Here is a 4,963-nt window from a genome sequence, read left to right on the forward strand (position 1 = left end):
AGTAACGTAGCCCCGACATTGCTCCCACGTGGCACCGCGGATCGGGCGCCCGGGTGGTGGAACGGAGACCCATGGCGAGTTACTTCCGTTCGCTACACAGCCTGTGCATCGTGTTTCTCTGCGAACAGTTCCCGCCGGTGGTGTGGGACGGCGCGGGCAGCTACACGGCGACGCTCGCGATCGCCCTGGCGAAGCTCGGGCATGAGGTCCACGTGGTGTGCGCCCAGGGGCACCGCATCGTCGACACCGTGCAGGACGGCGTGCACGTCCACCGCCGGCCGCTGCTGCGCCTGCCGGTCAGCCGTGGTCTCGGCCCGATCGGCGACCGGCTGCGCGGGCCGCTCTACCCGCGGGATTCCATCAGCCTCCGGGCCAGCCTGCCGCTGTCCTACACGATGTGGATGCGCCAGCTCAGACTCCAGCCGGATGTCATCGAGACCCAGGACGGCGAAACCCGTGGTCTCATGCAGGCCATGGCCCGCAGCCGGCCACTGGCGATCCACCTGCACTGCCCGACGATGCTGACCGTCCAGCTCGCCGGCGCGCCGATCGATCCGAAGGGCCGCCTCGCCGACCGGCTCGACCGGATGTCCGCGGATCTGGCGGATGTGGTCACGTCTCCGTCCCAGCTGCTTGTCGACACGTTGCGTGACCGTGGCTGGCTGAGCGGCCGGTCGGTCGAAGTCATCCCGAACCCGTTCGACGCCGTGCTCTGGCTCGGCATCCCGGACGTCTCCCGGACCAGGCCGGTGATCGCGACCGTCGGCCGGCTCGAGGCGTACAAGGGGGTCGACGTGCTGCTCGACGCGTCGTCCCGGCTGCGGGCGGCCGGCGTCGACCATCGGCTGGTGCTCGCGGGCCGGCCCGCCGGCGAGATCCACGGCGTCCCCGCCGGTACCTGGTTGGAACGACAGGCCCGCGACCTCGGCCTGGACGTCGAGTTCACCGGTCATCTCGGCGGTGAGCAGGTCCGGGAGGTCTACCGACGGGCCCGGGTCGTGGCCGTGCCGAGCCGGTTCGAGAGCTTCTCCATCGCCGCCGCCGAGGCCATGGCCGCCGGCCGTCCGGTGGTCACCACCACACGCACCGGAATCGCACCGTTCGTCCAGCGTTGGGGTGGCGGGGCGGTCGTCCCCGTCGATGATCCGGCGGCCCTCGCCGACGCGCTCGCGCCCTACCTGCTTGATCCGGCACAAGCGGCCGCCGTCGGCGCCCAGGGCCGGGCCGGGGTCGCCGAGATCGACCCGATGATGATCGCCCACCGCAAGGAGGAGGCCTACCGGGACGCCATCACCGGTTTCGCCGCCCGGCCAGGAGCGTGGCGGCGCCGCCGGATCAACCCCGCGCTGCTGACCCTGCCCCCCGGCTCGGCACCCCCGACCGCATCGCCGATGACGCCCTCGACTCTGCCACTTCCGTCGGCACTGCCGACGGTGTCGGAGCATCCGCAGGACATCCACGACACCGCCTGATCGCCACCACGCGACCGTGGTGGCTCAGCCAGCCTCGGTGCCATCCGCCGCTATTTCGGCGTGGCGTCCCGCCAGGGCCGGGGGAAGTCGAGGTGGCGCAGCGCGCCGGCTTCGACGTAGACCTCGTGCCGGCTGCGCAGCGTCGCGAGCAGCGGACCGGTCACCGGCACGGCCGCCGGTTCGACCGCCCCGGCCGCCCCCGCCGCGAGGCCGGTGCCGGCCGGGGAGCCATCGCCGACCTGGGTGACGTGCTCGGCGAGCGCCCGCCGCTGCCGTGTCCGCAGGCCGCGCGCGTCGACGAGCAGTGGACGGCCCTCCCGCAGCCGGCGGGCGGGTTCCACCAGCAGCCGGTTCACCGAACGATCCCGCGTGCCGTAGCCACGCGTCCATGGCCAGTGGGTCCACAGCCACACCGTGTACTCCAGCACCTGGCCGGTGAAGCCCGCCGCGGCAACGGCCCGGGTGGCCGCCTCATGGGTCGCGTCGTGATCGGGATGCCCCTCGCAGGACGCCGGGATCAGCACCTGCGCGGGCTGGCGGGCCCGGATGATCTCGGCCAGCCGCAGCGCGATCGCGTCCAGCGCGCCACCGAGTTCCGAGTCGGGGAAACCCAGGAACAACACGTCGGTCTCGGGTACCCCGAGCACCGCGCAGGCCCGCCGGGTCTCCGTCTCCCGAACCGCGATGAGCTCCTCCGGTGGCAGTGTCACCGGCTCCGCCTTCGACCCATCACTGACGATCACGACGGTCACCGGTGTGCCCACGGCCCGCTTACGGATCACCGCGACGGCGCAGCCCAACGTCTCGTCATCCGGATGCGGCGCCACGACCAGGCAGGACGACCGGGCCATGCTGGCCGTGACATCGGTGCCACGGCGCAGCCACACCCATCGTGCCGCCGACCGAGCGAGCACCATCGCCTCCGCCCGCGCTGCCCGCGGGTCACACAGTGTCGACTGCCAGGCCATTCGCGCCACCGCCTTCCCTGCTTCTGTTCCCCGCGAGCCCCGGTTCGTCCCGCCGAACCGGAAGATCCTCCCGGAATCGGACGCGTCCACCCTGACCGGTTCCACCCGCACGGATGACGTCCCGACCATAATGTCAGCCGCGAACGCGGCCGCCACAGGCGGCGTCGGGTCCGACACCGGGCGTCAGACCGGTGCTCGCGATGCCACGGACCGTGCGGATCGAACCGGCCGGCCGGCACGCACGGGCGCCGTCTCCGAACCGGCCAGACGAGCGACCGGGATGCGCGCGACCGCCGAGCTCGACGGGTTCGCCCCGCCAGGACCGGTGGGGTCGGTATGGCCGGCGGGGTCGGTGAGGTGGAGCAGTTCGGCGTGGGTGGGCAGGGCCTCATAGCCACCTGGACGGCCGACCGTGCGGACCGCCGCCCGCTGCGCCGCGTGCACCGCGTCCAGCGGCGACCAGCCCGCCACCAGCTGCGCGGTGAACACCGCCGTGAACGCGTCGCTGGCCGCGGTCGTATCCACCACGATCCTCGCCGACGCGCGGTGGGGGGAGCTCTGTCCGTTGGAGCGCAGCACGCAGCCCCGCGCCCCCAGCGTGACACACACGATCGGCACGCCGAGGTGGTCGGCGAGCGCGTCGGCGAGCAGGCGCGCGGGGCCAGCCGCGCCGGGATGCCCGACCAGCAGCGCGCGTGCCTCCGCCTCGTTCGGCACCAGCACGTCCACCAGATCCCAGGGCACGCGGCCGAGTAGCGCGGTCCGGTCCCCCGCCACCGCCGCTCCCGCCGCTCCCGCCGGCGGCAGCGCGGGTGCCGGGTGGACGACCACCCAGCGCCCCACCGCGGCCGCCGCGGCGACAAGCTCCGCGGTGGCCGCGGGAAACTCGAAGGTCACCACCGTCGCACCGACCCGACCGCCGAGACCGCGGGCCGCCTCGTGGATGGTGCTCGCGGTCGGCGCCAGCTCGTCCGGTACCCGCCACACCACGGCCTTCTCCCCGTCCGGCCGGCTGTGCACGACGCACACCGGTGTCGGCGCACCCTGGTGGACGGCCATCGCGGACACGTCCACCCCGTCCGCGATCAGCACCGAGCGGATGGCCTCACCCACGGGATCGCGGCCGACCGAGCCGACCGCCGCGACCCGGCCGCCGAGCCGGGCGAAGGTGATCGCCTGGTTCAGCGCCTTGCCACCGGGCACCGTACGCATCGCGTCGGCCCGCAGGTCATCGCCCCAGACCGGCAACTCCGAGGTGCTGATCAGGCAGTCGAGCACGAACCCGCCGGCCACCAGAAAGCCCGCCGGCCCACCCGCGCCGTCACTGTCATCCTGGGCGCCGCGCTCCCGCGCCGCGCCGACTCCGTTGTCGGCGCAGAGCTCACACTCGCTGACGTCCTCCGCGCCGTCATGACCGGCGCCCGTGGTCCTCACACATCCCCCGTGCGGGCTCGTGTTCTGCGATGGTCTCGGACGAGCACTGACGATCGGTCCGGCGAAACTCCCGGACCGGCGTGCTCGGGGCCACCGTAGTTGACACCACAATCGACACCCCGAATCGGCCCGCGACCCATGACCGAGCCATCACCCAAGGGCATGATGAAATTCAAAATTCGCACGTTCCGTTGCCTGTAAATTTCACCGCGTCGATCTCATAGTGGACGGCACAACGGCTGGATCGCTCTGCGAAACCACACCTTCCGACTGGGTGGACCGGCACCGCGGCCCGGCACCACCGACCCTGGACGCGCCCATCCGGTTCACCGAGCCGAGGACCGCCCGATTCGCCCACCCACCCGGCTGGCCTCGGCGAAAGGCTAGCCGGTCACCACAACGAGAACCGACTGTCCACCCACGAAGCGCCCATTTCGGACCATGTCCATGACGGCGGCAAGCATTTTCGCGACGTAGACCCGCTCCACCGCGAGACCGTGCAGCCGCTCGAACTCGGCGGCGAAGGCCAGCAGCTCAGGAGACATCTTCGCGAATCCACCACCGTGATAGCCGAGCTCGATCGACCAGTTCTCGCTGACGCCGCCGAACGCCGCGTGCTGCAGGCGCCGGACCTCATCCCGCAGGAAGTCCGCCCCTTTCAGCGCGGCGATTCCCACCGCGCGCGTCCCAGCCACAGAGGCCAGCCCATGGCTGAGACCGGCCAGGGTGCCGCCAGTGCCGCACGGACAGACCACGACATCGTAGGACGTGCCGATCTCCGCCGCGATCTGGACGCAGCCCCGCACCCCCAGGTCGTTCGAGCCGCCCTCGGGTATCAGGTAGAAGCGACCGAACCGCGCGGGCAGGCTGCCAAGAAACTCCGCCGACGCCCGCTGCCGATAGACGCCGCGGTCCACATAGTGCAGTTCCATACCGTCCCGCCGGGCCGCCGCGAGTGACGGGTTGAGCGGCAGGTGCTCCTCGCCCCGGATCAGCCCGACCGTGGCGACACCAAGTGCCCGCCCGGCAGCCGCGACCGCCCGGATGTGATTCGAATACGCCCCGCCGAACGTCACGATCGTCTCGTGC

4 protein-coding genes are annotated in these 4,963 nt (G+C 72.1%); 1 reads left to right on the forward strand and 3 read right to left on the reverse strand.

From position 1 onward, the window contains the following. The first annotated feature begins 71 nt into the window (after positions 1 to 71). Positions 72 to 1,472: a glycosyltransferase family 4 protein gene (locus G6R24_RS18140; RefSeq protein ID WP_163550400.1), complete on the forward strand. Its 1,401-nt coding sequence runs from the start codon at positions 72 to 74 to the stop codon at positions 1,470 to 1,472. Between the two features lie 50 nt (positions 1,473 to 1,522). Here G6R24_RS18140 and G6R24_RS18145 read toward each other — a convergent pair whose 3' ends face one another. The 3 genes from G6R24_RS18145 to G6R24_RS18155 form a co-directional block, all read right to left on the reverse strand. Continuing rightward, positions 1,523 to 2,440, reverse strand: a complete 918-nt coding sequence (locus G6R24_RS18145) for a PIG-L deacetylase family protein (protein ID WP_163550401.1) — start codon at positions 2,438 to 2,440, stop codon at positions 1,523 to 1,525. A 183-nt stretch (positions 2,441 to 2,623) separates the two neighbouring features. Then, on the reverse strand, positions 2,624 to 3,874 hold the full coding sequence (locus G6R24_RS18150; RefSeq protein WP_225438694.1) for a carbohydrate kinase family protein: 1,251 nt from the start codon (positions 3,872 to 3,874) through the stop codon (positions 2,624 to 2,626). Between the two features lie 383 nt (positions 3,875 to 4,257). Next, the coding region (locus G6R24_RS18155) for a 1-aminocyclopropane-1-carboxylate deaminase/D-cysteine desulfhydrase (protein ID WP_163550402.1) at positions 4,258 to 4,963 on the reverse strand (706 nt) is incomplete at its 5' end.

The organism is Candidatus Frankia nodulisporulans, assembly GCF_902806475.1.
Taxonomy (GTDB): Bacteria; Actinomycetota; Actinomycetes; order Frankiales; family Frankiaceae; genus Frankia; species Frankia umida.

Coding starts and splice junctions, on each gene's coding strand:
- G6R24_RS18140 (WP_163550400.1), top strand. CDS start 72: ATGGCGAGTTACTTCCGTTCGCTACACAGCCTGTGCATCGTGTTTCTC.
- G6R24_RS18145 (WP_163550401.1), bottom strand. CDS start 2,440: ATGGCCTGGCAGTCGACACTGTGTGACCCGCGGGCAGCGCGGGCGGAG.